Source organism: Microbacterium stercoris (assembly GCF_017592545.1).
Taxonomy (GTDB): domain Bacteria; phylum Actinomycetota; class Actinomycetes; order Actinomycetales; family Microbacteriaceae; genus Microbacterium; species Microbacterium stercoris.
Genome location: NZ_JAGFOA010000002.1, coordinates 87,294 through 114,130, shown reverse-complemented (window position 1 = coordinate 114,130; position 26,837 = coordinate 87,294). Strand labels below are relative to the sequence as shown.

Annotated in this window: 26 protein-coding genes and 1 tRNA gene; 9 read left to right on the top strand and 18 right to left on the bottom strand. The window is 68.1% G+C overall.

The window, feature by feature from the left end; all coding sequences use genetic code 11:
• Positions 1-78 precede the first annotated feature (78 nt).
• Positions 79-486 (top strand): hypothetical protein, encoded by a 408-nt coding sequence (locus J5V96_RS04740; protein WP_208501006.1) that lies wholly within the window; start codon positions 79-81, stop codon positions 484-486.
• Between the two features lie 219 nt (positions 487-705).
• Positions 706-779, top strand: a tRNA-Gly gene (locus J5V96_RS04735).
• Between the two features lie 255 nt (positions 780-1,034).
• Here J5V96_RS04735 and J5V96_RS04730 read toward each other — a convergent pair.
• From J5V96_RS04730 to J5V96_RS04680, 11 genes are all read right to left on the bottom strand, one after another.
• Positions 1,035-2,450 (bottom strand): glycoside hydrolase family 32 protein, encoded by a 1,416-nt coding sequence (locus J5V96_RS04730; RefSeq protein ID WP_208501005.1) that lies wholly within the window; start codon positions 2,448-2,450, stop codon positions 1,035-1,037.
• A 236-nt stretch (positions 2,451-2,686) separates the two neighbouring features.
• Positions 2,687-3,595: a carbohydrate kinase family protein gene (locus J5V96_RS04725; protein WP_208501003.1), complete on the bottom strand. Its 909-nt coding sequence runs from the start codon at positions 3,593-3,595 to the stop codon at positions 2,687-2,689.
• On the bottom strand, positions 3,588-5,015 hold the full coding sequence (locus J5V96_RS04720) for a glycoside hydrolase family 32 protein (protein ID WP_208501000.1): 1,428 nt from the start codon (positions 5,013-5,015) through the stop codon (positions 3,588-3,590). The genes J5V96_RS04725 and J5V96_RS04720 overlap by 8 nt, the downstream gene beginning before the upstream one ends.
• A 65-nt stretch (positions 5,016-5,080) precedes the next feature.
• Entirely contained in the window at positions 5,081-6,895 is a 1,815-nt protein-coding gene (locus J5V96_RS04715; RefSeq protein WP_208500998.1) for a dipeptide ABC transporter ATP-binding protein, read from the bottom strand.
• Positions 6,892-7,788: an ABC transporter permease gene (locus J5V96_RS04710; RefSeq protein WP_208500996.1), complete on the bottom strand. Its 897-nt coding sequence runs from the start codon at positions 7,786-7,788 to the stop codon at positions 6,892-6,894. The genes J5V96_RS04715 and J5V96_RS04710 overlap by 4 nt, the downstream gene beginning before the upstream one ends.
• A gap of 48 nt (positions 7,789-7,836) precedes the next feature.
• Positions 7,837-8,814, bottom strand: a complete 978-nt coding sequence (locus J5V96_RS04705; protein WP_208500995.1) for an ABC transporter permease — start codon at positions 8,812-8,814, stop codon at positions 7,837-7,839.
• A 12-nt stretch (positions 8,815-8,826) separates the two neighbouring features.
• Positions 8,827-9,936 carry a glycoside hydrolase family 172 protein gene (locus J5V96_RS04700; protein WP_236014518.1) on the bottom strand — a complete coding sequence of 370 codons (1,110 nt, stop codon included), beginning with the start codon at positions 9,934-9,936 and terminating at the stop codon, positions 8,827-8,829.
• Complete coding sequence (locus J5V96_RS04695; protein WP_208500993.1) at positions 9,933-11,339, bottom strand: family 43 glycosylhydrolase; 1,407 nt, start codon at positions 11,337-11,339, stop codon at positions 9,933-9,935. Before J5V96_RS04695 ends, J5V96_RS04700 begins: the two co-directional genes overlap by 4 nt.
• 76 nt (positions 11,340-11,415) lie before the next feature.
• Positions 11,416-13,026, bottom strand: a complete 1,611-nt coding sequence (locus tag J5V96_RS04690) for an ABC transporter substrate-binding protein (protein WP_208500985.1) — start codon at positions 13,024-13,026, stop codon at positions 11,416-11,418.
• 131 nt (positions 13,027-13,157) lie between these two features.
• Positions 13,158-14,150 carry a LacI family DNA-binding transcriptional regulator gene (locus J5V96_RS04685; protein WP_208500982.1) on the bottom strand — a complete coding sequence of 331 codons (993 nt, stop codon included), beginning with the start codon at positions 14,148-14,150 and terminating at the stop codon, positions 13,158-13,160.
• 139 nt (positions 14,151-14,289) lie between these two features.
• Positions 14,290-14,811, bottom strand: a complete 522-nt coding sequence (locus J5V96_RS04680) for a CGNR zinc finger domain-containing protein (protein WP_208500980.1) — start codon at positions 14,809-14,811, stop codon at positions 14,290-14,292.
• A gap of 25 nt (positions 14,812-14,836) precedes the next feature.
• Here J5V96_RS04680 and J5V96_RS04675 point away from each other — a divergent pair, with 25 nt between their 5' ends.
• The gene (locus tag J5V96_RS04675) at positions 14,837-15,028 is read left to right on the top strand and encodes a hypothetical protein (protein WP_208500978.1); all 192 of its coding nucleotides are present in this window, start codon (positions 14,837-14,839) and stop codon (positions 15,026-15,028) included.
• A gap of 25 nt (positions 15,029-15,053) precedes the next feature.
• Here J5V96_RS04675 and J5V96_RS04670 read toward each other — a convergent pair whose 3' ends face one another.
• Positions 15,054-15,650, bottom strand: coding sequence for a TetR/AcrR family transcriptional regulator (locus J5V96_RS04670; RefSeq protein WP_208500976.1), 597 nt, complete (start codon positions 15,648-15,650; stop codon positions 15,054-15,056).
• 105 nt (positions 15,651-15,755) lie between these two features.
• On the opposite strand from J5V96_RS04670, the gene J5V96_RS04665 reads away from it, so the two are divergent.
• Genes J5V96_RS04665 through J5V96_RS04655 form a run of 3 tightly spaced genes read left to right on the top strand, consistent with a single transcriptional unit; the run spans position 15,756 to position 18,215 of the window.
• Positions 15,756-16,184, top strand: coding sequence for an organic hydroperoxide resistance protein (locus J5V96_RS04665; RefSeq protein WP_208500972.1), 429 nt, complete (start codon positions 15,756-15,758; stop codon positions 16,182-16,184).
• 40 nt (positions 16,185-16,224) lie between these two features.
• The gene (locus tag J5V96_RS04660) at positions 16,225-16,803 is read left to right on the top strand and encodes a hypothetical protein (protein ID WP_208500971.1); all 579 of its coding nucleotides are present in this window, start codon (positions 16,225-16,227) and stop codon (positions 16,801-16,803) included.
• The gene (locus J5V96_RS04655) at positions 16,800-18,215 is read left to right on the top strand and encodes a dihydrolipoyl dehydrogenase family protein (protein WP_307793522.1); all 1,416 of its coding nucleotides are present in this window, start codon (positions 16,800-16,802) and stop codon (positions 18,213-18,215) included. The genes J5V96_RS04660 and J5V96_RS04655 overlap by 4 nt, the downstream gene beginning before the upstream one ends.
• A gap of 43 nt (positions 18,216-18,258) precedes the next feature.
• Here the strand turns inward: J5V96_RS04655 and J5V96_RS04650 are convergent, their stop codons facing one another.
• Positions 18,259-19,671 (bottom strand): serine hydrolase domain-containing protein, encoded by a 1,413-nt coding sequence (locus J5V96_RS04650; RefSeq protein ID WP_208500967.1) that lies wholly within the window; start codon positions 19,669-19,671, stop codon positions 18,259-18,261.
• A gap of 110 nt (positions 19,672-19,781) precedes the next feature.
• Between J5V96_RS04650 and J5V96_RS04645 the strand changes: the two genes are divergently transcribed.
• Positions 19,782-20,522, top strand: a complete 741-nt coding sequence (locus J5V96_RS04645) for an alpha/beta hydrolase (protein ID WP_208500961.1) — start codon at positions 19,782-19,784, stop codon at positions 20,520-20,522.
• Here the strand turns inward: J5V96_RS04645 and J5V96_RS04640 are convergent.
• A complete protein-coding gene (locus J5V96_RS04640; RefSeq protein ID WP_208500958.1) occupies positions 20,519-21,055 on the bottom strand; it encodes a MarR family winged helix-turn-helix transcriptional regulator in 537 nt (178 codons plus the stop codon). The genes J5V96_RS04645 and J5V96_RS04640 overlap by 4 nt on opposite strands.
• A gap of 100 nt (positions 21,056-21,155) precedes the next feature.
• Here J5V96_RS04640 and J5V96_RS04635 point away from each other — a divergent pair, with 100 nt between their 5' ends.
• Positions 21,156-21,548 carry a DUF7882 family protein gene (locus J5V96_RS04635; RefSeq protein ID WP_208500956.1) on the top strand — a complete coding sequence of 131 codons (393 nt, stop codon included), beginning with the start codon at positions 21,156-21,158 and terminating at the stop codon, positions 21,546-21,548.
• Positions 21,549-21,623: 75 nt separating this feature from the next.
• Here the strand turns inward: J5V96_RS04635 and J5V96_RS04630 are convergent, their stop codons facing one another.
• From J5V96_RS04630 to J5V96_RS04615, 4 genes are all read right to left on the bottom strand, one after another.
• Entirely contained in the window at positions 21,624-22,760 is a 1,137-nt protein-coding gene (locus J5V96_RS04630; protein WP_208500954.1) for a bifunctional 2-methylcitrate synthase/citrate synthase, read from the bottom strand.
• Positions 22,761-22,797: 37 nt separating this feature from the next.
• On the bottom strand, positions 22,798-23,697 hold the full coding sequence (gene prpB / locus J5V96_RS04625) for a methylisocitrate lyase (protein WP_208500952.1): 900 nt from the start codon (positions 23,695-23,697) through the stop codon (positions 22,798-22,800).
• Positions 23,697-25,223 carry an MmgE/PrpD family protein gene (locus J5V96_RS04620; RefSeq protein ID WP_208500950.1) on the bottom strand — a complete coding sequence of 509 codons (1,527 nt, stop codon included), beginning with the start codon at positions 25,221-25,223 and terminating at the stop codon, positions 23,697-23,699. Before J5V96_RS04620 ends, prpB begins: the two co-directional genes overlap by 1 nt.
• Positions 25,224-25,363: 140 nt before the next feature.
• Positions 25,364-25,867 carry a MarR family winged helix-turn-helix transcriptional regulator gene (locus J5V96_RS04615; RefSeq protein ID WP_208500948.1) on the bottom strand — a complete coding sequence of 168 codons (504 nt, stop codon included), beginning with the start codon at positions 25,865-25,867 and terminating at the stop codon, positions 25,364-25,366.
• A gap of 40 nt (positions 25,868-25,907) precedes the next feature.
• Here J5V96_RS04615 and J5V96_RS04610 point away from each other — a divergent pair, with 40 nt between their 5' ends.
• A complete protein-coding gene (locus J5V96_RS04610; RefSeq protein WP_208500946.1) occupies positions 25,908-26,819 on the top strand; it encodes a nitronate monooxygenase in 912 nt (303 codons plus the stop codon).
• Positions 26,820-26,837 lie beyond the last annotated feature (18 nt).

The window sequence follows — 26,837 nt, the reverse complement described above, 5'->3', positions numbered from 1 at the left end:
AGCGGGAGGCGCGCAGCCCACCGTCGGTGTTGCATCGGAGACGAGCCACGTATCGAGCCACGTCGAGAGGAGATGCGCATGTCGCAGGATCAGACCCAGCCGGTCACGGAGACGAAGGACGCCGCAACGGAGGCGATCGACAACGCCAAGGAGCGCGCGGCCGAGGCCGCGACGCAGGCCGAGAACGACCTCAAGGGCAAGGCCGGAGGCGCTCAGCACGCCGTCGCCGACGGGCTGCGGGCGGCGGGAGACAAGGTCGCGGCGCTGTCCGACACCGACGGTGTGGTGGGAGACGTCGCCGAGAAGGTGTCGGAGGGCCTCACGCACGCGTCCGAGTGGGTGGCCGGCCGCGACCCCGAGTCGATGCTCACCGAGGCCAAGTCCTTCGCCAAGCGCAAGCCGTGGGTCACCGCGGGGATCGCCGTCGGTGCGCTCCTGGTGCTCAACCGCATCACGCGCGCGCTGACGGGCGGCGGGCGCCGCTGAGGCCCCGCGCGGGCCTGGGCACGCGCCTGGGCCGCGCCCCGCGCCGAGGGCACACGCCCCGCGCCGAGGGCGCATCCGGCTCGCGAGCGCGCGTCCTCCGAGATGTGCTCTCGCGCCGACGATGTGCCCTCACCGGCCGGACACGGATCCGCACCCCGCGATCGCGCGGCGGTGCGGATCCGTGCTGTTAGGCTGGCCATCACGCGCTCCGGCGCGTACGGGGCTGTAGTTCAATGGCAGAACTTCTGCTTCCCAAGCAGACAGCGCGGGTTCGATTCCCGTCAGCCCCTCCACTGTCAGTTCTCGCTTGTTGAGATATCACACGGAACTAAGACACCACGCCGATTCAGCGTGCCCCCGGCCGTCGTCGGCCTCTGGAAAGCCGCGCGGTGGGTCCGCGACAAGCTGAGGTCCATCCGCGGACGATCCAACGTCCCGATGGTGGGCGGCCTAAGCCAATCACCATCGAAGGACGTGACGCCTACAAGGCGCCAGGAGCCTCGCGACGCGGGTTCGACCTCGTCGCGAGGGCGGGATGGCGACGTCAGCTACCCGAGGTAGCGAATGGTGAGGTTACGGAATGTCGTGGTGCCGTCGTGGGAGTAGAGGCGGACACGGTTATCGCTCTCAAGAGGGAACACCCGGTGCGAATGAACCACTCGCCCGTCTCCGACGAACATCTCGACGCTGGTGCGATCCACGAGAATTCGAATCGCGAGCCGTCCGGCAGAGGGGTCCACCGGCGTCTGGCTCTCCCCGCCCATCGGGTTGATCGTGGGGCGGCGGTTGACGTAGGTGAAGGGGCCGCCGAGGAACAGTCCGGCGGCCACGTGACGCCCGCCACCCGGCGCTCGGCAGATCTCGAGGCCGATGTTGGTCGGAGACGAGGCGGGGTCCCAGACCAGTTCGCACGTCAGGTCGAACGTCTGGGACCGCACGTCCAGATCGCGTGTGCCCGTCAGTTCCACGTCACCCAGCTGCTCGGTCTTCCGTGCGTATTCGTCGAGCGCAGCGGTCGGGGCCGATGCCAGGTAATACACCCCGTCTCCGCGCTTGAGTCGGATGTCCCGCACGATCATGTCGTCGCCGTTGTACCCGTCCGTGACGAGCGTGGGGGTGTTGTGCGGGTAATCCCAGAAGTTCGCCCATCCGATCGCATGGCGAAGGTTGTCGACTTCGGCTCCGGATGCGTCATGGTGGGGATAGGTGACCGCCCCGTAGAAGTCGAAGCCGTAGTCGAGCCATTCCGGATCGGGGCGAGCGGGAGTGAACGACGACCCGTCGAAGCTGCCTGTCCAGTAGGCGTAGGTCGCGGGGAGCCCTCGGCTCTTGCCGTTCGCGCTGGTGGCGAGCACCCAGTGCTGTGTGCCGTCGTCCGCACTCATCCGGAAGATGTCGGGGCACTCGAGCACCCCGAGATCCGTGCGCTCGAACTCACCGACCCGCTGCCAGGACTTCAGATCCGCGGAGGTATAGAACCCGAGCTTGTGCCCTTCCGCGTTGACCATGAACCATCGACTGCGATCGTGATCCCAGATGACCTTGGGGTCGCGGAAATCGGTCACACCGGGGTTCGGCAGGACGGGCGCATCGCCGCCTGCGCGGAAACTCTGTCCGCGATCGGTGGAGTACCACAGGTACTGCGCCTGGCGACCGCCTCGCGCCTGGGTGACCAGGGCGATCACGGCGTTCTCGCCGTATCCGGCTGTGTTCTTCTCGTCGACGACCAGACACCCCGACCAGCAGTCGCCGTTGGCGTTGCTGAATTTAGGGATGGCGACGCCGCGGTCTCGGAACGTGACGTGATCACGAGTCGTCGCTCGTCGCCATGACGTGCCCGCACCGCCGCTGAGGTAATCGGCGTTGTAGAGGTAGTAGTAGTGGTACTCCCCGTCGAGGTAGACGGGACGCTGGGGATCGTTCTTCCAATTGTCGGGAACACTGAAATGGTAGGCGGGTCGCATTCCGCGCCGTCCTTTCGAGGTCGGATTGTTCGTCGGGTGGTGAGATCCACTCAGTGGGGCGGCCTGGGCGCCCGACGCGGCGAGAAGAAGAGATCCGCCGGCTACGGCTACGCCGGCTCCCGTGATGAGGGCTCGGCGCGAGACTGCGGGGGTGTCGTCCATGAATCACCTTCTGTTCTGGCGGCTTCAGTGCCGCGTTTAGGAATAGATCCGATCGGTTGGAGCTGGTCGGCGCCTCACTCGCCGTGGGAGGCCGCCGAATGGGTTCCGCCAAGTTCGCGCGCCCACGGAAGATCCGCTCCCGGCCGCGACACGGTGATCGCCGCCGCGGTGGCTGCGCGTACCCCCAGTAGCGAGAGGCGTTCGGTATCGAGCTCACCCTGATACGTGAGGTAGTCGTCGATCAGTGAGGTCATGAAGGTGTCGCCTGCGCCGATCGTGTCCGCGATCGGGGTCAGGACTCCGGGAACGTCGACGCTCTCAGACGCGCTGCGGAGGAGCGCGCCATCGGCGCCGAGCGTGGCGGCTACCAGCCGCGGTCCGATCGCACGGATCCGTCCAAGGGCTTCACGAATGGACAGGTCTGGATAGAGCCACCCGGCGTCTTCATCGCTCAGTTTCACGATCGTGGATCGTTCAGCTATCGCTTCGAACTGCTCCACAGCTGCGCTGTGGTCGCGGATGAGGTCCGGGCGAATGTTCGGATCGAAACTAATCGCTGCCGCCGGAGTTTCTTCCAGGTATCGCAGCAGCTTCGATGCACCGGGCTCGAGAAAGGCGCCGAGGGAACCGGTGTGTAGCAGGGCGGGCTCTACGTGTGGCGGAACGGGAGGAAGGTCCCACTCGATGTCGAATTCGTACCTCGCAGACCCGTCACCATGAAGCGTGGCAAGGGCGGTGGAGGTGGGTGCGCTAGTGAAGGACTCCGCGAGCACCGTGACTCCGGAGCGCTCCAGGTGCCGGACGATGCGGCTGGCGTGCGGGTCTCGACCGAGCCGTGTGAGCAGTGCGACATCCCGCCCTCGCCGCCCCAGCCCGAGGGCGACGTTGGCAGGACTCCCACCGGGGTGCTCAGTGCGTCCCTCGGCTGAGACGACGATGTCGACGAGCGCTTCGCCGATGACGAGAACACAGGCCTCAGTCACGGTTCTCGCTTTGGTCGTGCGCCGAAGAACGGAGTTCGGTAACACGTACCTCCGTCATGAGAGCCTCTCCGCCTCGCGCGCAGATGGCGAGACGCCGCCGCCGGTAGTCGGCGAGTGTGAGGACGCTGAGGGTGAGGGAACCTGCGGCGGCGAAGATCTCCACCGAGCCCGCGTCAATCCAGATGTCAAGATCGAGGGCGTCTCGATGCTCCTCCGGGACAAGGACGCTGGCAGTGACAGGGAAGAGCTCGTTGTCGATGAAAGCGTCCGACGCACGTTCGAGCAGCAGCTCCCCCTCGGAATACGTGAGGTGGACTGAGGGCGCAGCCTGATCCTCCTCAACGCTCTCCAGAGTCAGAGCAACCGTTGCGGCGGTGGAGGCGATCGTCATCTGCAGGCGGACTGCTGTCTGGAGTGCGTCGGCTGGCAACACCCACTCCTCCGCCCCGAGTGCGACATCTCGCGCGACCTGGCGGCTGGCTTCGGTCGGCACGATCGCGGGCGTCTGGATGAGACGTCCATCGCGGAGGGTGAGGGCGCGCGGTAGAGCCATGCTTCCTTGCCACGGCGCGTCGGGCAGATCGTGGGCGTAGATCCAGTTGTTGAGCCAACCGATCATGACGCGCTCGTCGAGGCCGCTGAAAGTGACGCCGGCGTAGTAGTCCGGGCCGTGATCCAGCCAGTCCCATCGCTGCGCGGCAAAACTTGTCCCGTCGAAATGACCGACGAAGTAAAGCATCCCGGATCCTCCGGCCGGATGGCCGGGATTGACCGATAGAGCCATCACCCAGTCGTCGCCGATGGGGAACAGATCCGGGCACTCCCAGATGCCTTCAGTTGGCCCCTGAGGGCCGAAGGCGGAGAGATGTTCCCACCTGAGCAGATCGTCAGATCGGTATAGGTGGATCTGACGGTCAGCGGCTTCCACCGTGACCATCACCCAGTGGTTTTCGTATCGGAAGACCTTGGGGTCGCGGAAATCGCTCGTACCCCGGTCGAGCACCACTCCGTACTTCGTCCATGTGGTCCCCCCGTCGTCGCTCCACGCCACCGCTTGCGCCTGCCCCCCTTCAGAGGCTGCGGTGTAGAGCGCGACGAGGGGGCCGCGTCCGTCCGTGCCGAGGCCGGAAGTGTTGGTGTCATCGGAGACGATCGAGCCGGAGAAGATCTGCGCGTCGCTGTCGTACCGCAGCGCGACCGCGTGCTCGGTCCAGTCAATGAGATCGGTGCTGGTCGCGTGCCCCCAGCTCATATTGCCCCACGCGGTGCCTTCCGGGTTGTGCTGGAAGAACAGGTGGTAGACGCCATCGTGGAAGATCAGCCCGTTCGGGTCGTTCATCCAGTTCCGTTGCGGGGCGAAGTGGATCTTCGGCCGTGCGGCCACCCGCGCGAGATCGGCGGGGGTCGTGTTCGTGGTCACGAGGTGCTCCAGGTTTGCCGCGGACGCGGCATGTCGGTCAAACGAGGTGGGGCTTGGCTGCGGCTTCAGGGCACGGGCAGTCCGTCCGGGCTGATCCAGTGACGTCCCGTGAGGAAACGGCGCGGCTCCCGTTGCTGCTGTGTTTCGCGTCGCTCAACGATCTGCGCGATCTCCGCGCGGGCCTGCGCGCGCTCGACTCTGTCGAACGGAATCGCGCGGGAAGGGTCGGGTGCGGCGGACAGCAGCAGCTGCGTATAGGGGTGCTGTGGGTGATCCATGACCTGCGCGCTCGGGCCACCTTCGACGAGCGCGCCGCGGAGCATGACGACTGTCGTGTCGGCGACGAACCGTGCAGAAGCAAGGTCGTGGGTGATGTAGAGGATCGAAATGCCTCGCTCATCACGAAGCCGCTTCAGGAGCAGCAGCACACCCATCCGGACGGACACGTCCAGCATCGAGGTCGGCTCGTCGGCGAGGATCACCTTCGGGTTCACCGCGAGCGCACGAGCGACAGCGACTCGCTGCCGTTGTCCGCCGGAGAGCTCATGAGGGTACCGCTCGAGCAGCGCCGGGCTCAGTTCGACCGACTCCATCAGTTCGCGTGCGGTGTCGCGTCTGTGGGCGGCCGACAGCTCCGGCCGATACAGGGCGAGGGGCCGCTCCAGGAAGTGGCGGATCCGCTTGGTCGGGTTCAGCGAACCAAAGGGGTCCTGGAACACCATCTGCACCATCCCGCGGTAGCGGCGCGACGCTCGACGACGCTCTTCTCGGAGCACGTCGAGGCCGTCGACGCTGATCCGTCCGGAGGTCGGGGTCTCCAGCCGGGCGAGCATCCGCGCGATGGTGCTCTTACCGCTGCCGGACTCCCCGACCAGCGCCATGATCTCGCCCCCATGGAGGGTCAGTGACACGCGATCAACTGCGGTGTTCGTCTTCCGAGAGAACAGCGTGCCCTGGTGAAATACCTTCACCAGGTCCTCGAGCACGATCACCGGCTCGCCGAAGGTCTGTGCCTCCGCGGCTGGCTCAGCGGTCTCGTCTACGGAGCGGATCGGCGGAAAAGCCTCGATCAGCCGTCGCGTGTACTCGTGTTGTGGGTCGGTGTAGATCTTCTTGGAGTCTCCGATCTCCAGGAGCTTCCCGTCCCGCATGATTCCGAGGCGCTGGGTGATCTCCACCATCAGCGACAGGTCGTGGGTAATGAAGAGGATGGCGAATCCGAGCCGAGCCTGCAGTTCCTTGATCTGGTGGATGATCTCCTGCTGCACGACCACGTCGAGAGCGGTGGTGGGCTCGTCCATGATCAGCAGGGACGGCTCAAGCGCGAGAGCGATCGCGATCACGGCTCGCTGGCGCATGCCGCCTGAGAGTTGATGCGGGTAGGAGGAGATGCGGTCGGGATCGATGCCGACGAGCTCGAGGAGCTCGCGGGCTCGCGTTCGCGCCTCGGCGCGGTTGAGATCGCGGTGGGTCGTGATGACGTCCACGATCTGGTCGCCGATCGTCATCACAGGGTTGAGGGAGTTCATCGCGCTCTGGAACACCATCGACACGTCGTTCCAACGGAACATCCGCAGCTGCTCTCCGGTGAGAGCGCTGACGTCCTTGTCGCCACAGCGGATCGCGCCACCGACGATACGGCCGTTGCCACCGAGGAGCTGCAGGATCGCGTTGGCGATGGTGCTCTTTCCGCTGCCGGATTCGCCGGCGAGCCCGAAGGTCTCCCCCTCGCGGATGGTGAAGGAAACGTTGTCGACCGCGATCACCGGTTCGCCTGCCGTCTCGTAAGCGATCGTGAGGCCTTCAACCTCCAAGACGACCTTGCGCTCTGCGAGGCCGCCTGCTGACGCAGCGTGCTGACCGACCGTATTCGTGTTCACTTCTTTCGGCCCTTCTTCATCCGGGAGACCAGGCGCGGGTTGGTGATCTCATCGACGGCGTAGTTGATCAGCGCGAGCGCGAATGCGACCAGCGCGATCGCGACACCCGATGGCAGGAACGTCCACCACGTGCCACGGATCATCGATCCTTCGATGCTCGACCAGTAGAGGTTGGTACCCCAGCTGATGGCCGACACGTCGCCCAGGCCGAGGAACTCCAACCCCGCCTGGGCACCGATGCCGAAGATCACGCAGGCGAGGAACGTGCTCATCACGATGGACGCCATGTTGGGCAGCATCTCCCGGAGCATGATGGTCAGCGACCGCTCACCTGTGACAACCGCGGCGTCGACGTAGTCCTTGCCGCGTAGCGACAGCGCCTGCGAACGAATGACGCGCGCCGATCCGGCCCAGCCCGTGGCGACCAAGACGAGCACGATCGTGCCCGGGCCAGCCGGGAGGAACGCGGCGAGGATGATCAGCAGCGGCAGTCCAGGGATCAGCAGGAAGATGTTGGTCACCACCGAGAGCAGATCGTCCGCCACGCGTCCGAAGAACGCGGAGGCGAGTCCGATCAGCAGTCCGACGATGGTCGCGAGAGCACCGACGGTGAAGCCGATCCCGAGCGAGCTGCGCGATCCCCATATCAGCAGGGACAGCACGTCCTCGCCCTTCTGAGTGGTTCCGAGCAGGTGGGCCCACGATGGCGCTTCGGAGCCGTCCGCCACCGCAGCTCGCGGGTTGCCCGGGGCAAGCAGCGGGGCGATCAGGGCGATGATGATGAAGATGAGCAGGATCGCGATGCCCACCACGGCTCGCTTGTCGCGCAGCAACCGCCCGAGAAGATGATCGCGGAAGACCGGAGTGCGCACGGGCACGCCAGGTCGCGACATCGTCTCAACGGAGACGATGCTGGATCCAGAGTTCTGCAGGGACATGGGTCACCTCACTCGCACGCGCGGGTCGAGGCGCACGTAGACGATGTCGATCAGGAAGTTGGCGACGAGCACGGCGGCCGTCAGCGTCAGGAAGATGCCCTGCATCAGCGGATAATCGAGCGCCTGCACGGCTCTGAGCAGCTGGTATCCGATGCCGGGGTATGCGAACACGACCTCTGTCAGCAGTGCGCCCCCGACGACGAAGCCGATAGACATTCCGAAGGAGGTCACCGACGGGAGCATGGCGTTGCGTGCCGCGTAGCGGTACATGATGCGGCCCTCGCGGAGGCCCTTCGCGCGGGCCATCGTGATGTAGTCCTCGGCGGAGGTCGCGATCATCGTGTTGCGCATGCCGAGCATCCATCCGCCCACCGACACAGCGACGATCGTTCCCGCTGGCAGGATCAGGTGCCACAGCACATCGCCGATGAAAGAGAAGCTGAACGACGGCGTCATGCCCAGCGTGAATGCCTGGCCGACCGGAAACCACTTCATCAGGACCGCGAAAAGATACAGCGCGATCATGGCAATGAAGAAGTAAGGGAACGATCCGACGAACACCAGGAGCGGGGGGAAGAGACTGTCCAGCACCCCTCCGCGGCGCCAGGCGGCCCAGATGCCGAGGAGGTTCCCCAGAATGACGGCGATGAGCAGCGCGGTACCGCCCAGAAGCACAGTCCAGCCGAGCTGCCCGCCGATGACTTGGGAGACCGGGGTCGGAAACTGGGAGATGGATAGGCCGAGATTGCCCGTGAACACGTCGCCGATGTACTGGACGTACTGCAGTGCGATGGGTCGGTCGTCCAGGCCGAACAGGTGCCGGAACTGGGCGACCTGCTCGTCGGTGAGCGTCCCCTGCATCTGGCCCAACATCCGCCCGACGGGATCTCCAGGGATGAGCCGAGGCAGCAGGAAATTGATCGTCAGGGACGCCCAGAAGGCGATCAGGTAGTAGCCGAGCCGGCGAAGAACAAATGCCATGAGGGTGCCTCCTTAGCGAGGTGCGCGCTGCGCCCGCGTCGGGAAGACACGCCCGCTTCCGGCGGAGCTGTCCTGGTACCAATAGGCGACCGAAGAGACGTCGTCGGCACGTTCGACGAGGTCCGGACCGACTTGGCCGATCTGCTGGAGGGTGACTCGCAGGTCCTGGTGGAAGTAGATCGGGTCCGGGACGTGCCAGCGGTACATCCCATGCACCGGCGCCATGGCGGTGGCGTACACCGCCTGCTTGGACTCGTCCCGCGTGAGGTAGGTGGGATAGCCCACGTAAGGCGCGCTGTAGGTGAGCACGTCCGGCTCGAAGTCGCTTGAGAGCCTGTCTTGGAAGGCCCACGCCCCGCCGTAGTAGTCCTCGGTACCGGTGCCACAGATCGTGGGAAAGTCGGAGTCGCCGTCGACGAAGAACTTCATCTCACCCTCTCCCCACCAATACCGCTCCAGTGCGACGATCGACAGATACGAACCCAGGAACACGCCACGACCGCTGACGCCGTCAAGCAGGGTGTAGTCCTGCGCAATCGTGGTCGGGTTCTCGCGGCGGAACTGAGCGTGGAAACGCAGCTCCCCCACCTGGTCGGCACTGTCGTGCGCGAGGTAGTCGATCTGGTAGAAGAACCCCTCGACGTCGCGGGGATGCTGATTCTCGATGGTGATGCGGGCGCCATCGGAGAACGGCATCGCGAAGTAGGCGTTCATGCCGCTGGTGGGCGCGACCAGCACAAGAGAGGACGTCACGAGGCTGCGCTGTCCATTGCCGTTGCAGAAGAAGTCGCCAAGAGGGACCTCGACAGCTGGGATGTCCGAGCCGTCCCAGTACATGCGCAGCACGAGGTCGCGCAGGACGAACCCGACTGCATCGGTGTGGTTGGTGACGGTGCACCAGATGTGACGGATCTCGCCGGCGCCAGCGGCGTCCGCCAGGGTGACCGTCTCACCTTCGGGCAGGGTGATGCACGGGCGACCCTTGCGGCCGGGGCCGAGGATCGACGCCGCGGTCCCGCCCTGACCTGCTGCCGCGTTGGGGTTCTCGGCGGTGAAAGAGCGCGATCGTGTGCCGCGGTTCAGGTCGGTTTGCGCTGCGTGGAGCCAGTCCATGGTGGTCATCGGTCTTCCTTCGGGGTCTGTTGCAGGGACTGCACGGAGCCGGCGTCTACATCGACGACGCCTTCTTCGACGAACGCTGCGAGAAGATTCCCCGCGAGGTCGTAACCCCGCAGCGTCGCGGCGGATGTTCCGTTGATGTAGATGACGGTGATCTCTCCGTCGAACTCAAGCGAGAGCCGCACGGGACCGTCCGGCAGGGTGACGGGGCGGTTGTCAAATGGAGCATCCGACCCGAATCGGTCCAGTCGATCGATTCGGAACCGCTTGAGTGATGGTTCGAAGCTGATGCTGTAACCGTGCGTGCGCGAGTCGTCGACGCGGATCTCCAGCCCGAAGACCTTCGTCCCCGGCGACGGATTCAGGTTGATGTCGACGAATCCCGCGTGCGGCATCGTGGCGAGAGTATGCGTGCCGTAGCCGTGCGTGGACGCGATCTGCACGGAGGAGAAGTCGACGGCCGGCGCGTCCGTCGACCGCTCCAGCACCGCGCGTGCGCGGGCGTTCTGCTGCACTCTCAGGCGTCCGTCGGTGTGCTGGCGGAGTTCGTGGATCACGAGATTCCCGCCCCAGAGCCACGACGCGCCGTCCTTGCCCGCGGTGTAGTTGGGACACCAGCCGACGAGGTACCGACCGTCTCCGTCGGAGATGGTCTTCGCTGCGTACAAGCCCAGCCCATCGAGTTCATCGTCTTCCGGTGCAAGCCACGGGCCGTCCAGTGCAGTCGCCATGCGGTAGCGGGTGACGGTGCGATCCGTGAGGGTGGAATACACGAGGTACCAGTAGTCGCCCATCCGGAACAGGTCGGGGCACTCGTGCATCGAGAACAGGCCAGGTGCCCACAGGGGCTCGCCAATAGTCCATTCGTGCCCGTCCGGCGACGTTGCCTGGACCGTGGCGCCCCGTCGATGAACGGGGCCGTCCAGCGTCTGTGCCGCGATGAGCATTCGGTACAGGCCCGCATCTGCGTCCCAGAAGACGAACGGATCGCGCCATTCATGTGCGTCATAACGACTGGCGTCAGCCACCAGCGCGAACTCGGGGTCCTTCTCCCACGTCACCAGATCAGTGCTGCGAGCGCGCAGCACTGTCTGATGGCGAGCGCCTTCCGCCAGCGGAGTCTTCGCGAAACCGGTGTAGAAAGCGTAGAACGTGTCGCCGAGGCGGATCACACTGCCCGTCGCCGCCGAGAAGTCGGGCGCTCCCGTCCCGCCTCGTGTGACAGCGACGCCGATCTCCTCGAAGTTCACGAGGTCGGTACTGGCCAGATGCCACCAGTCCGTCTCAACTCGATCATGAGTGTCGTCCGCATAACGCTTCAGGTAGAACACGTGGAACGTGCCGTCCCAGAAGAACGGGATGGTGTCGCCGATCCGGGCATGGTCAGGCTTGAAGAAGCGTTGCATGATCACCCTGTCTGCTGTGTGGAGGAGAGACTGGTGGGGTGGCTCGCACGGGCTCGCTCACCCCACCAGAGGCGCGTCAGTCGCGCGGATGGATCGTGGTCAGAACGAGCACCGTGCTCGAGCCCGCGGGCGACAGCGTCGCGTACGGGTCGTCCTCACTCGGCCAGCCGACGAAGGTGGTGCTGTTGTAGGCGCCCCACTCCGGACCGGGGAAGAGCGGGATCGTCGGAGCGAGGTCGGAGTAGAGCTTCTGAAGCTGACCCATGATCGCGTGCTGCTGCGCCTCGTCTGTCGCCGCCGCGAACTGGTCGAGAAGCTGGTCGGCCTCCTCGCTGCAGAGACGGTGGAAGTTCTGCGTCGCTTCCTCACCGACGGGCTTGACGGTCTTGCAGGACATAGCACCTCGGTAGAACTCGTAGGGAGTCACGCCGCTCTGGCCCCACGCGATGTTGCCCGTGTAGGTGCCGCCGAACAGCTCCTGGTTGATCTGCGACCAGTCCTGCACACGCAGCGGGGCGTCGATGCCGAGCTCCTTCATTCCGTCGGAGATGACCTGCGCTACCGCGATCCAGTCCGTCGATGCGGAGCCGACACCGATGTTGAACGTCAGCGGGGCACCCGCCGGCGTGGTCCGCATGCCGTCCTTGCCGCGGACGTAGCCGGACGCGTCGAGCAGCTCGTTCGCCGCGTCGACGTCGTAACTCGTCCAGCCGCAGTCGGCGACGAGGTCCTCGTCACGCCAGGAGTCGTAGGCGTCACTCAGTCCGGTGCAGTCGGCGGGGTGGGTGTACCCGCCCATGCCCTTCTTCGCGACCGCCTCGCGGTCGATGCCCATGCTGATCGCCTTCCGCAGGTTGACGTCGTCGTAGGGCTCCTGCGTAGTGTTCAGGCTGAGCGAGATCGTCGACCCGACCGCGGGGAACCAGTAGCCCCGGTGCTCCGGATCCACGTCGACGTATGTCTTCTGGATGTCCTGGATGAAGCCGAGCCCGAAGTCGATGTCGCCGTTGATCGCGGCGATGTTCGCGGCGTCGTTGCCGCCGTAGGCGATGACCCGGATCCCGCCGTAGTTGGCCTTGTCTTCCTGCCAGTAATGCGGGTTGCGCGTCAGATCGTAGGACTGCGCCGAGAAGTTTGCGACCTCGGTGAACGGTCCGGATCCGATCGGTTCGGGGTTCTGGAAAGTCGCCGGGTCATCGATCTCCTCCCACACATGCTTCGGGACGATCAGCTGCCCGCCGAGTTCATAGAGGCCAGGAGTGTAGGAGCGGTTGAACTTGTACTCCACGGTGTGCTCGTCCAGCGCGGTGACATCGTCGACATAGTCGTTCGTCGCCTCGCCCAGGATCTCGCGCGCGAGATCGAACGTGTAGACCACATCCTCCGAAGTGAGCGATTCCCCATCAGACCACGTCAGATCGTCGTTCAGGGTGAACGTGAGCGTGAGCCCGTCGTCGCTCCAGTCGTAGCCCTTCGCGAGCCAGGGCACGAGCTCCCCCTGGGCGAGGTTGGCGACCATCAGGGGCTCGTAGACCGCCCGCTTGGACATGTCCAGCGCGGTCGGCGAGAAGGGGTTGAAGTTCCGCGTGAAGGAGGCGTTGCCAATCGAGGCGACGCGCAGGACCTCTCCATCAGCAGTCTCCTCTGCGGGCGAGCAGGCCGACAGAGAAGCGGCGACAGCGCCCACTGAAATACAAACTACTAACGCGCGCCAGAAGCTACGCGCATGAAGACGAGACATGATGTTCCTTTCGTCATTGAATGGTGAAGGGGATCGCGGGCCCTATTGGAGGACCGCGCGTGGATGTGCGCTCGGGGTCACACGGAATTCCTCGCGATCGGAGGACAGGAGATCACGATCTTCTTGCGGTCGATGTCCTCAGACGCGCGAGTGAGCAGCTCTGCCCCCCTGCGACCCATCTCGCGGAAGGGCAGCGCGACCGTGGACAGAGCCGGTCGCAGATACTTCGCGATGGTCTCCTGGTTGTCGAATCCGACGATGGAGAGGTCCTCCGGAATGCGGAGGCCCAGGTCACGCGCCGCGTCATAGGTACCCATGGCGATACGGTCATTCGCACAGAAGACGCCATCGATGTCACCAGCCGCCAGAAGCGCGCGCGCGACATCGTAGGCCGAGTCGGGTTCCGGCCCGCTGGTGACGATCGACGCAGGGTCGATCGCCATGCCAGCGGCGACAAGAGCCTTCTCGAACCCGAGCCGGCGCCCCTGGGCGGCGACCAGATCTTCAGGAAGATTGATCATCGCGATCCGGCGGCGCCCGCGGGCCAAGAGCATCTGCGCCGCTTCGCGACCACCTTGCTCCTCGTCGGGGATGATCGAGGGTCGCTCGCCCAGAGCGTCGAAGCAGTGCACGAGAACCACTGGAACGTTCTCCAGCGCAGCAGGGACGTCGATCGCGCGGTTCCACGTCGTGGCGATCATGATGCCCCCGACGCGATGCTCGAGCATCATCTCGATCGAACGAGCATCCGGACGTTCCGGTGTAGCCGTACCCGCGATCAGCAAGGACTTGCCGTGTCCCCAGAACCATTCCTGGGCCCCAGCGATGAGATCTCCAGCGAAGGGCGTCGAAACGATGTCGGTGACCAGGCCGAACAGGTCCGTCTTCTGCCCTGCGAGCGCCCGAGCCCCGGCGTTGGGCCGATAGCCCAACTCGGCAGCTTTGGCGATCACGCGCTCTCGCGTCTCACGAGAGACCTGGGCCTCGTTGTTGAGCGCGAAGGACACCGCCGAGCGCGAAATGCCGAGCTGTCGAGCGACATCGCTCATGGTGACCGATCGCTTCGTCATCCTCGACGCCTTTCAAAAACTTACGCGCGTTAGTCCCGCGCTACCGACGAAGCTAACGCGCACCAGACTTGGCGTCAAGCTCCGTTACGCGACGGTTATCTTGCCTCATCCAGCCCACGAACTGACCTCCACTTCCGCATCACACCTGCCGCCGGGCGCGGTGCCTCTGCACCGCCGACCTGTTCGCGCAACGCACCGAGCAGTAGCGCTGCCGCCCATTGCGGGTCACGTCCACGACCACCCGGTCGCACGAATCCGCCGCGCACCGCGCGAGGCGATGGATGCCGCGGGTGACGAGGTGCAGGGCCGTGCCGACCGTGATGACGGCGCGGATGACGTAGGGCATCGAGTCGCCCGGGTCGCGGTAGTGGAGGTGCCAGCCCTCGCCGTCGTGGTCGGTCAGGCGGGGGTACGCGGCGGCATCCGCCATCTGGGCGTTCAGCAGCGCCGCTCGCCGCGCGGGATCCGGCTCGTCCACGATCGTGAGCCACTCGTCGATGACGGCCCGGGCGCGCTGGTGGTCGTCGTCGGCGCGCTGGAAGCGGCCGGTCATGCCTGCCTCGCGGATGCGCGCCTCGACGCCGTCGGCGTCGGCGGGCCAGTCGTTTGCCAACGAGCCCGCCATCACGACGGCGTACTCGCCGTAAGGGTTGAGATGCATAAGGGCATTACATCACCGTGGAAGGATGCAGAACGCCGAAGCCCGCGAGATCGCCCTCATCGCCCCCCGCCGCCACGAGCACGGGTGGGAGACCGAGTCCTCGCACCGCACGCTGGAGGGCGTGGTGGTCTACGTGCGCTGCGCCGACTGCGGCACCCGCCGCGTCGACCTCGTCGCCGCTTCTGCCCCTCCGCGCGCGCTCAGCCGCGAGATCTGAGCCGTCGCGGTCTGATGCGCGCCGATCATGCCGCGGCCGCGTCGACGATGGCGCGGAACGCGCCGGCGAGGCTGTCCGCCACGGTCGCGGGGTCGCCCAGGTAGCCGTTCACCATCGCGCCGTCGCGCAGGATCTGCAGCTGGCGCGCCGTGGCGGCCACATCCGCCGCCCCGGCCTCAGCCGCGACATCCGCGAACAGGTCGAGCACCCATGACCGGTGCGCCTCGACGGCCACGCGCACCGGATCGGCCGGATCGGCGTACTCTGCGGCGGCGTTGATGAAGGCACAGCCGCGGAAGCCCGGTCGGCAGCTGGCCTCGCCGATGTCGGTCGCGAGCCGACGCAGCGAGCCGATCGGATCCCCCGGCGTGCGGGTGCTCGTCATCCAGGCCTGCTCGCCCGCGGACTGCTGCTCGATGTACGCCACCACCAGATCGCTCTTCGTGCGGAAGTGGCGATAGAAGGTCACCTTCGTGATGCCGACCTCCTCGATGATCCGGTCGGCACTGGTCGCGCGGATGCCCTGGGCATAGAACAGCTCGGCGGCGGCAGCGAGGATCCGTGCCCGCGTCGCGGGTCCCTGCCTCGAGGCCGCCGGGGTCTCGGGTGCTGCTGTGGGCATGGCGTCCTCCTCCTCGGCCCGGCGGACTTGCGCCGTTCCGAAATGGAGTCTAGCGTTCCAATGTAGACGAACTAGTAACTCTACCTATTCGGATTCGGAGACACCATGTCCACTCCCCTGTACTCGACGACCGCCACCTCCACGGGCGAGGGCCGCGCGGGCGGCCGTGCCCGCACCGACGACGGCGTTCTCGACCTGACGCTCGCGGTGCCGACGTCGATGGGCGGGCCGGGCGGCGCGACCAACCCCGAGCAGCTCTTCGCCGCTGGCTGGTCGTCGTGCTTCCACTCGGCGCTGAAGATGGTCGCCGCACAGCGCAAGGTCACGCTCACCGGCTCGACGGTCGAGGCGCAGGTCACCCTCGACAAGACCGACGAGGGCGGCCTCGCACTGGCGGCGGCGCTGCGCGTCACCGTCGGAGGCGTCGACGAGGAGACGGCCCAGGAGCTCACGGCAGCGGCGCACGCCGTCTGCCCCTACTCGCTCGCCACGCGCGGCAACGTGCCCGTCACCCTCGCGACGATCGTCGCGTGATCCACCCCGTCATCCCCTCCCTCCCCTGGAAAGCCACATCATGAGCGCATTCGACACGACCTCATCCCCCACAGCCGCCCGCGTCTTCGCACGCAGGCTGCGCACCCTGTACTTCGTCCGCTTCGGCTTCGCCGTCCTGTGGGCCGCCGCGCTGTTCGCGACCGCCGCCCAGGCCGGGCCCGTCCTGACCACGCTGCTCGTGATCTACCCGCTGTTCGACGCGGGCGCCGTGCTCTGGCAGATCCGGGCCGAACACGACACGCCGCGCGCGAAGGCCTCGGAGTGGGCCAACGTCGTCGTCAGTGTCGTCGTCGCGATCGCGCTCGGCATCACCTCGAGCGTCTCGGTGGCTGCTGCCCTGGTCGTCTGGGGCCTGTGGGCCATCGGCTCGGGCCTGCCGCAGCTGATCGCGGCGATCCGCAACCGTCGCAACGGCGGGCAGATCCCGCAGATGCTCTCGGGCGGCATCTCGCTGTTCGCCGGCGCGGGCTTCCTCGCGATGGGCTTGCAGGGCGGCGGCATGATCGCGGGCGTGGCCGGATACGCGACCCTCGGGGGCGTCTTCTTCCTCGTCTCGGCGATCGTGCTGTCCGTGAAGCTGCGGAAGGCCGTCGCGTGAGCGCCGACGCGAAGATCCAGTCCGACTACGACCTCATCGTGGTCGGAGCCGGCCCCGTCGGCGAGAACGTCGCCGACTACGCGGTCAAGCGCGGCATCCGCGTGGCTATCGTCGAGGCGGAACTCGTCGGCGGCGAATGCTCCTACTGGGCCTGCATGCCGTCCAAGGCGCTGCTGCGCAGCGGCCACGCGCTCCGTGCCGCGCAGCGCCTTCCGGGCGCTCGCGAAGCGGTGAGCGGACGGATCGATCCGGCCCGCGTGCTCGCCCGACGCACGACGTTCACGGACGGATGGGATGACGCGGGGCAGGTCGCCTGGGTCGAGTCCGCGGGCATCACGCTGATCCGCGGCCGCGGCCGCCTGGTCGGTCGCGGCCTCGTGCAGGTGGGCGAGCGCACCTATTCCGCGTCGGCCGTCGCCCTCGCTACCGGATCCGTCCCGGTGCTGCCGGCGATCCCCGGCCTGGCGCAGGCGCGCCCCTGGGGCACTCGCGAGGCGACGTCGGCCGACCGGGTGCCGCCGCGGCTCGCCGTTCTGGGCGGTGGCGTCGCCGGCACCGAGATGGCATTCGCCTTCGCCTCGCTCGGGTCGCAGGTCACCCTGCTCTCGCGCGGCGCGCTGCTGGATCGCGAGGAGCCCTTCGTCGGCGAGCACGTCGCCGCGGCGATGAGCGCCGAGGGCATCGACGTGCGCATCGGGGTCGCCCCGACTCGCGTGCACCGGCACCCCGAAGGCGAGGTGACGATCACCCTCGGCGACGGCGAGGAGATCGTCGCCAACGAGATCCTGGTCTCCACCGGGCGACGACCGAACGTCGGCGATCTCGGCCTCGACGCCGTAGGACTGTCCGAGCGCCTTGTCGTCGACGACACGATGCTCGTCGCGGGAACCGACTGGCTGTATGCGGTGGGCGACGTGAACGGCCGCGCACTGCTCACCCACCAGGGCAAGTACCAGGCGCGGGCCGCCGGCGAGGCGATCGCCGCGGGGGTGCAGGGCACACCGCTGTCCGACGCCCCGTGGGGAGACCACGTGGCCACCGCCGACCACGCGGCGGTGCCGCGCGTGATCTTCACCGACCCCGAGGTCGCAGCCGTGGGGCTGACCGAGGCGCAGGCCCGCGAAGCGGGGCTGGAGGTGCGCGCGGTCGAGTACGACCTGGGCTGGGTCGCCGGCGCGAAGCTGCACGCGGACGGCTACGCCGGCCGCGCCAAGCTGGTCGTCGACGAGACCCGTCGTGTGGTGGTGGGTGCGACTTTCGTCGGCCAGGACGTCGCCGAGCTGCTCCAGGCGGCCACGATCGCCATCGTCGGCGAGGTGAGCATCGAGCGTCTCTGGCACGCGGTGCCCGCCTACCCCACCATCAGCGAGGTCTGGCTGCGGCTGCTCGAGACCTACGGCCGGCCTGCCTGATCCGGACGGCGGGCGGCCTCGCGGCCGTCCGCCGTCGGACCGGTCAGGCGGTGGGCTGCAGCACCGTCGCGGCGGTCGCGCGCACGAGTTGGAGCGAGCCGAAGCCGGCGTTCTGCTCGATCACGATGTCGGCGGTCGCGCCATCCGCGGCGAGCGCGATCGTGGCCGTGCGCACGTACGGCGTGCCCGTGACGACGCCGCGGATCACCAGGGTGCGCTCGTCCGCCCACGCGTAGGCGCCGAACAGGATGCGGTGCTCTCCGTCGACGGGCACCCGCGGGCCGTTCTCGAACCAGGCGCCGAGGCCGGCCGCCACGGTCAACTCGGCCGTCTCGATGACGGCCAGCTCGCGGTCGCGGCGCACCGCGAGCGATCCGCCCTCCCAGGCGAAGGCGAGGTCGCCCAGCCCCTCGGGCCACGCCGATCCGGACGGCAGGGGCAGGTGCAGGTCTGCGAGGGATGCGGCCGGCTCCGCGGGTGTGCGGTCGAACGCCGGTCCGAGGTGCCGCCAGAGGCGCGCCAGCTGCTCGTTCTGCGTCTCGAAGGGAAGCCCGCTGGTGATCACGACCACGGCGTTGTGCTCGGGCCACACCACGATGAACTGCCCGAAGGCGCCGTCGGCGCGGTAGGCGCCGGGCGCCGTGCAGTGCCACAGCTGGTAGCCGTAACCCACCATCGACTCGGGGCCCCAGCCCATCACCGACGGATCGGAGTGGTGGTGCGTCGCATCGGCGACCCACTCCGCCGGGATGAGCTGGCTGTCGCCCCAGCGTCCGCCCTGCACCAGCAGCTGTCCGAACGCCGCCATGTGCTCGGACGTGAGGTTCATGCCGAAGCCCCCGGCGTCGATCCCCTCCGACGACTGCTGCCAGGTGGCTCCCTCGATGCCGAGCGGGGCGAGCAGGCGCGGGGTCAGCCAGTCGAGCAGGCGCTGCCCCGTGACCCGCTGCATGATCGCCGCGAGCAGATGGGTCACCCCGGTGTCGTAGAGGAAGCGCGAGCCCGGCGCACGCACCACCGGCACGGCCAGGATCGTGCGCACCCAGGGCATCTCATCGTCGGTGATGGCGTTCATCGTGTCGAACTCGAAGCCCGCGGTCATGGTGAGCAGGTGCCGCACGGTCATGGCGCGCAGGTTTTCGCTCGGATCCGCGGGCAGGTCATCCGCCAGCAGCTCGACCACCCGATCATCGAGCGAGATCAGCCCCTCGTGCACCGCCAGCCCCACCGCCATCGCGGTGAAGGTCTTCGACACCGAGAACATCGTGTGTCGCTGGTCGGCGGCGTGCGGATGCCACCAGTGCTCGGCGACGACGTGACCGTGGCGCACGACCATCAGCGAGTGGGCGCCGCCGCCCTCGTCGAGCGCACGCACGAGATCGGCGATGCCTGCCGGATCGATGCCGACCTCCTCCGGGGTCGAGCGGGGAAGGAGAAGGCGCGGCGTCGAGCTCATGCGTCGATTGTGGCAGGGGCGTCCGACATTCCTTCGGCGTTGCGCAAGGCCGGGGAGGCGGGCTTCTCTCGGGCGGAAGCCGCCCGCGCGGCATCCGTAGGCTGAGAGGCGTGACGACACAGCGCGCCCGGCGGATCCTGAAGTGGACGCTGGGCATCCTCGGCGGTCTCATCGTGGCGGCGATCGCCGGCATCCTCATCTGGAGCCAGGTGGGCGTGATGCCGGCCGAAGCGGGTCCCCTGGCCGCCGTGCAGGATGATCCCGCGATCACGGCCCACGACACGTCGGCGGGGATCGTCCTCGAACCTGCCGACGGATCCGGCGATGCCGGGCTCGTCTTCATCCCCGGCGCGAAAGTCGATCCGTGGGCGTACGCGTCGAAGCTCTCGGAGCTGGTGGCCGAGGAGCACCTGACGGTGGTCATCTCGCGCCCCTGGCTCAACCTCGCATTCTTCGATCCGCGCCCGCTGGCCGATTTCACCTCCCTCGCCCCCGACGTCGAGACGTGGGTGGTGGGCGGCCACTCCCTGGGCGGCGTGCGGTCGTGCCAGCTCGCGCGCGACGCCGACGGGCTGATCCTGTTCGGCTCGTACTGCGCGAACGACCTCTCCGCATCCGGGCTTCCGGTGCTGTCGATCTCCGGCGCGAACGACGGCCTCTCGACGCCCGAGAAGATCGCGGCGGCCCGCCACCTGCTTCCCGAGGACGCGGAGCTCGTCGAGATCGAGGGCGCGAATCACGCGTCGTTCGGTGACTACGGCCCACAGCCCGGCGATGGCCCGGTGACGATCTCCGACGAGGACATGGCCGCCGAGCTGACGAGCCTCGTCGGGGAGTTCTTCGACCGCTAGGTCGCGCTCGCCTGAGCGGCGCCCTCGGAAGGCTGATCGTCGGCGGCCTCCTCGACGGCGGCGGCCATGCCCGCGAGGAACCGCGCGACCACCGCGCGCTCGGCCTCGCTCAGCCCGTCCACGATGTGGAGCATCCGCTGGTGCATCGGCCCGAGCGTCGCGCGCACCTCCTCGTCGCTGTGGCTCGTCGGAACGATGAGCAGCGTGCGACGGTCGGTGGGATGGGGCACGCGGGTGGCGTGCCCGTCACGCACGAGGCGGTCGACGAGCGAGGTCACCGACGCCCGCGTGATGTGCAGGTGGTCGGCGAGATCGGCCGGGCGCACCGGATGCCCCCGGCGCTGCTCGCGCAGCAGAAAGCGCAGGGCCATGAGATCGGTCTCGTTCATGCCCATGGACGACCGCGTGCGGGCGCGCATGGCCGTCTCGGCCGTGCGATACCGGCGAAGAAGGTTCAGCACGTCGACGGTCGTGGCACCGCCCTCATCCGGGTACCAGTACCCGGAGCTCTCATCGTCGGTCGACTGTGCCATCTCGGTGAGCATACTTGTCCCGCTTCCCCACCCCTGCGAACCGGACCCGGCACGACTCGCCGACTCCGTTTGATAATTAGATGATCTTACTATTAGGCTCTTGACGCAAGCAGAGAAGCTGCGCGGCGAGCGACGCGGCACGATCGAGGAGGACGAGATGGGACAGCTGTTCTACGGATCGACCGGGCAGGCGATCGAGGTCGATGACGCGCTGCTGGCGCACGTCCAGCTCGTGACCTTCACCAAGCTCCGTCGCGGGGAGTCCTTCGTGATGTCCTGGAAGCGTCCGGGAGGCGCCGGCCGAGAGACCGTCTGGGTGCAGCCCTCCATCCCGCTGCGGTTCGCGTCCGATTCGGATCAGGAGATCCGCATCAACGGCAAGCTGCTCGAGGATCTCGCCTACGCCGCGGGCTCTCTTCAGGGCATGGACCTCAGCGCCGATGTCGCTCCGGTGCTCACGGCGATGCGCGGCGGCGCGCAGCGGGCGGCCTGACCGCGCCTCGCGCGGAGCTACCTGAACGCGCCTCGCGCGGAACGGCCTGACCGCGCTCGCGCGAGCGGCCGAGGCTCAGCTGCCCGGAACGTGCCTCTCGTCGGGCCCGCTGTAGGACGACAGGGGCCGGATCAGCGCGTTCGACGCCGCCTGCTCGAGGATGTGCGCGGTCCACCCGACCACGCGCGCCGCGACGAACAGCGGCGTGAAGGTCACGGTGTCGAAGCCGATGAGGTTGTAGGCGGGGCCCGACGGGTAGTCGAGGTTCGGGTAGATGCCCTTGCGCGCGACGAACTCGTTCTCCAGCGCCGAGTACAGGTCCATCACGTCGTGGCGTCCGTAGTGCTCGACGAGATCGACGAGCGCCGCCTCCATCGTCGGCACACGTGAGTCGCCGTTCTTGTAGACGCGATGGCCGAAGCCCATGATCTTGCGCTTGTTCGCGAGAGCGTCGTCGAGCCACGCCGCAACGCGCTCCGAGGATCCGATCTCATCGAAGATGTGCATCACGGCCTCGTTCGCGCCGCCGTGCAGCGGCCCCTTGAGAGCGCCGATGGCCGCCGTCACGGCCGAGTAGAGGTCGCTCTGCGTCGAGGTGACCACCCGGGCGGTGAAGGTCGACGCATTGAACGAGTGCTCCGCGTACAGGATCATCGAACGGTTGAACGCGTCGACGACGACAGGATCCGGATCTTCTCCGAAGGTCATCCAGAGGAAGTTCGCCGAGTAGTCGAGATCGTCGCGCGGCTCGATCAGCTCCTGCCCGCGGCGGCGGCGCTGCCCGTAGGCCACGATCGCCGGCAGCTGCGCGAACAGGCGCACGCTGCGCTCGAGGTTCTGCTCGACCGAGCCGCCCGCGGTCAGCACGTTGCCGGATCCGGCGAGCGCGGTGGCGCCGATCGCGGACACCGCGGTGCGCACCTCGTCCATCGGGTGCGCCTGCACCGGAAGCAGGTCGATGAGGGCCTTCACCTCCGGCTCGAGCGCGCGGTGCGCCCGCTCGAGGGCGCGCAGCTCCGCCAGCTCCTCGTCGGTGGGCAGCTCGCCGCGCCAGAGCAGATGTGCGACGGCCTCGAACGGCTGGGTGGCCGCGAGCTCCTGCACCGGATAGCCGCGGTAGAGCAGGCTGTTCGAGGCGGGGTTGACCTTCGAGATCGCCGTCGTGTCGACGACGACGCCCGCGAGGCCCTTCTTGATGTCGCTGTCCGTCATGTCGTGCTCCTTTGCGCGCTGCGGGGTCCGGAAGGGATCACTTCCGGACGTCGAACGTGAAGATGCCCTCGTCGAAGGCCGAGTAGCCCTCGTAGTCGATGAGGTCGTAGAGGTCTGCGCGATGCTGCATCTCGCCGAGCTTCGAGGTGAGGTGTCCCTCGCCCAGCAGGGTGTCGAGCGCGCGCTCCGCGGCGCCCATGGCCATGCGCAGCAGCGACACCGGCCAGATGACGATGTTCACACCGACATCGCGCAGCTGATCGACGCTGAAGAGGTCGCTCTTTCCGAACTCGGTCATGTTGGCGAGGATCGGCACGTCGACCGCGGCCCGCACCGCCTCGAACTCCTCGAGCGTGCGCATGGCCTCGGGGAAGATCGCGTCGGCTCCCGCGTCGACCAGCGCCTTCGCGCGGTCGACCGCGGCGTCCAGCCCGTCGATCGCCCGGATGTCGGTGCGCGCCATCACGAGGAAGTTCGGATCCCTCCGGGCCTCGACGGCCGCGCGGATGCGCTTGAGGGCCGTCGCCTCGTCGACGACGGCCTTGCCGTCGAGGTGCCCGCAGCGCTTCGGGTTGATCTGGTCCTCGATGTGGGCGCCGGCGACGCCGGCGTCCTCGAGGGTCTGGATCGTGCGGGCCACGTTCATCGGCTCGCCGAAGCCCGTGTCGGCATCGATCAGCGCCGGGAGGTCGGTGGTGCGCGCGATCTGCGCGCCGCGGCTTGCGACCTCGGTGAGGGTCGTCAGACCGATGTCGGGCAGACCGAGGTCGGCCGAGAGCACGGCACCCGAGATGTAGACGCCCTCGAAGCCCTTGCGCTCGATGAGCCGGGCCGACAGCGGGTTGAAGGCCCCGGGGAACCGCAGCAGCTCGCCCGTGGCGAGACGCTCACGGAACAGGCGGCGCTTCTCGTGCGGGGCGATCGTCGAGTTCAGCATCAGAACAGGCCCTTCGGTGCGGGAGCGCCCTCGAGCACCCCCGGCTTGGCGACGATGTTCAGCGCGCGCACCTCGGCGGCCGTGAGCTCGGGCAGGCGCTGGGCGAGGTCGAGGAAACGCTCGATCTCGGCGGGGTCCAGCACGGGCTCGGCCAGCAGGCGGAACTTCGCGATGTAGTCGGCGCGGGCGAACGGGCGCGCGCCGAGCGGGTGCGCATCCGCGACCGCGATCTCGTCGGTGATCTGCGATCCGTCCGTCAGGGTGATGACGACGCGGCCGCCGAAGGCCTTCTCATCCGGATCCTCCGAGTGATACCGGCGCGTCCACTCCGGATCCTCGGCCGTGGTGACCTTGTGCCACAGCTCGACGGTGTCGGGACGGGCGGCGCGCTCGGGCGCGTAGGAGGCGACGTGGTGCCATCCGCCGTCCTGCAGGGCCACCGCGAAGATGTACGGAATCGAGTGGTCGAGCGTCTCGCGCGAGGCGGTCGGATCGTACTTCTGCGGATCGCCCGCGCCGGATCCGATCACGTAGTGCGTGTGGTGAGAGGTGTGCAGCACGACCGAGGCGACGTTCGCCGGGTCGCGCAGCTCGGGCCGCTCGGTGCCGAGCTTGCGGGCGAGGTCGATCCACGCCTGCGCCTGGTACTCGGCCGAGTGCTCCTTCGTGTAGGTGTCGAGGATGCCGCGCTTGGGCTCGCCGGCCGCGGGCAGCGGCACCTCGTAGCGCCCCTCGGGGCCGTCGAGCAGCCAGGCGATCACGCCGTCCTCGCCCTCGTAGATCGGGCTCGGCGAGGTCTCCCCGCGCATCGCGCGGTCGACGGCCTCCACCGCCATCTTGCCCGCGAAGGCCGGCGCGTGCGCCTTCCACGTCGAGATCTCGCCCTTGCGCGACTGGCGCGTGGCCGTGGTGGTGTGCAGGGCCTGCGCGACCGCCTGGGAGATCGTCTCGGCATCGAGCCCGAGCAGCGTGCCGATGCCGGCGGCGGCCGAGGGGCCGAGGTGGGCCACGTGGTCGATCTTGTGCTTGTGCAGGCTGATCGCGCGCACCAGGTCGACCTGGATCTCGTATCCCGTCGCGATGCCGCGCACGAGCGCCGCACCGTCGGCGCCCACGTGCTGCGCGACCGCGAGGATCGGCGGGATGTTGTCGCCCGGGTGCGAGTACTCGGCCGCGAGGAACGTGTCGTGATAGTCGAGCTCGCGCACCGCGACGCCGTTCGCCCAGGCAGCCCACTCGGGGCTCGTCGTCGTCTCGCTCGGCACACCGAACACCGACGCGCCGGCGCCGCCGCGCGAGGCGGGGTGATCGAGCGCCTGCGCCCGGGCCGCGCTCGGCGGGGTGCGCGTGAGCGAGGCGGCCGCCACGGCGGCGTTGTCGATCACCCGGTTCACGACCATGTCGACGACGGCGTCCTCGACCTCCACCGGGTCGACGGCGACCTGCGCGATCTTCCAGGCGAGCTGCTGCTCGCGAGGCAGCGGCTCCTCGCTGCGGTAGGTGCGAACGGGGTGCAGGGTGGTCATCGTCGAGCCTCCGGCGTGGTGAAGGGGTCCGGATCGAGCCTACGTGCCTGCGCCGACACTGCGGCTCCCAGTCGACAATCGCCGCGGCGGGCAGGCGCCATGCGGCGTTTCCCGACCACGAGGCAGGGCCGGGCGCGGCCTCAGCCGCGCTCGGTGCTCGCGAGGACGCCGAGCAGCCGGGCGAGGGTGGCCTGCTCGGCGGGAGAGAACTGCGACAGCTCGGCCGCCTCGCGCTGGGCGAGGGCGGTCATGGCCGCATCCGCGCGCTCGATGCCCTCGTCGAGCAGACGCACCAGCACGGCGCGGCCGTCGGTCGGGTGGGGGCGGCGCTCCACGAGCCCGCGCTCCAGCAGCTTGTCGATGCGGTTGGTCATCGCGGCGCTGCCGATCATGGTCGCGTTGACGAGCTGCATCGGGGTCAGCTCGTGCGGCGGCTCCTCGCGCCGCAGCGCGGCCAGCACGTCGAACTCCCACGCGGTCAGCCCTGCGCCCGCGAACGCCTCCGTGCGCAGGCGGCCGAGGCGGTTGGCCGCGCGGCGCAGGCGCGACATCACATCGAGGGGCGTGAGGTCGACATCCGGAAGCCGACGCGACCACGCGTCGATGAGGAGGTCGACTTCATCATCGCGATCGGCCGTCGTCATACTCCGTACCGTACCGCTCGGGCGGTGGCACGCTGGGATCATGAGCTCCCCCGCGCGCGCCCTGCCCTTCGATGCCCGGTTCGCGATCGTCAACGCCCCCATGGGCGGCGTCGCCGGCGGCGCGCTGGCCTCCGCCGTCACCCGCGCGGGAGGCCTGGGCATGATCGGCCAGGGCAGCGCGGGCAGCGTGGCGTCGCTCACGGCGCAGCTCGCGCTGGTGCCCGAAGGGGTGCGGGTGGGGATCGGCGTCGTCGACTGGGTGGTGCGGCGCGATCCGGCGCTTCTGGAACTCGCCCTCGACGCCGATCCGGTGCTCCTGTCGGTGGGGTTCGGGGACGAGCTCGATTGGATCCGGCGGGCGCAGGATCGGGGCATCCTCACCGCCGTGCAGGTGTTCGACGGCGAGGGCGCCCGGGCCGCCGACGCGGCGGGCGCCGACGTGATCGTCGTGCGCGGCCGCGAGGCGGGCGGGCATGGACGTCATCTCGTGGATCGGGATGCGCTGCTCGATGAGACCCTCTCGGTCACCGATCGGCCCGTGCTGGCCGCCGGTGCCATCGCCACGGCGGCGGACGTTCGCGCGGCGCTCGACCGCGGCGCCTCCGGCGTGTGGGTCGGCACGGCCTTCACCACCGCCGTCGAGGCCCTCTCCTCGCGCGGATCCCGCGCGGCGCTCCTCGCGGCCGGTCCGGATGACACCGTGCTCACGAGCGTCTTCGATCAGGCGGCCGGATGGGGCTGGCCCTCCGACATCCCCGAGCGTGTGCTCGCCAACGCCTTCACGGCGCGCTGGGCGTCCGGAGCCTCGCCCGTGGCCCGCGCCGAGTTCGCCGCCGCCGGGGCCCACGACGACCCGCGGGGCATGTCGGTCAACGCCGGGCTGGGCGTGGGGCACCTCACCGAGGAGCTCCCCGCAGCCGACGTGCTCGGCGCACTCGCCGCCGGTCTCTGATCCGCCACCGGGCGCTCG